Origin of the sequence: Haloarcula sp. Atlit-120R (genome assembly GCF_003665885.1) — an archaeon.
Lineage (GTDB): Archaea > Halobacteriota > Halobacteria > Halobacteriales > Haloarculaceae > Haloarcula > Haloarcula taiwanensis.
This window is the reverse complement of sequence record NZ_QPLN01000064.1, coordinates 1-496: the sequence shown is the minus strand read 5'-3', so window position 1 is coordinate 496 and position 496 is coordinate 1. Positions and strand designations below refer to the sequence as shown.

1 protein-coding gene is annotated in these 496 nt (G+C 46.6%); it reads right to left on the bottom strand.

All coding sequences use genetic code 11. From position 1 onward, the window contains the following. Positions 1 to 287: 287 nt before the first annotated feature. On the bottom strand, positions 288 to 496 hold a 209-nt coding region (locus DVK01_RS22735; protein ID WP_233562844.1), incomplete at its 5' end, for a hypothetical protein.

Genomic DNA, 496 nt, shown 5'->3' with positions numbered 1-496 from the left:
CCATGAGGAATACACGACGTTCCATGAGGAGTGGTCCCTTGGCTGTTGTAAGTGCCTTCTGGCTTCACACTCGCTTGCTCTTCATTGACTAACAACTCTCGTCCCATCGTCTACGTCTCGGGTCCGCCTGACACAGAGATGCGTTTGTGAGTGGCTCTATTGCAATCCTTAAGAACTTATAGGATAGGCGTGCGAGATACAGAGGATACAGTCAGCAATGGAACTGCGTTATTTTCTCCATCTAAATTCTGAACTAACCGACAGAATGTGCCTGCGCATCTTGCTTCTCAACGGTCAAATTCGTTAGTCCCAACGAGATATGAGCCGTATAATAGGAGAGCAACTGGCAGTAAAAACCCAAATAATGTCGAGCCTGCGTAGAAGTTAGCTACCGCCAAGCCTAGTATTGATACTTGAAGACCGATGATGCTCTTGTTTGCGCTCACGTCAACTGTATTTTGTTCAATATAGATAATCTCCCGGCATCCTAGCTGAC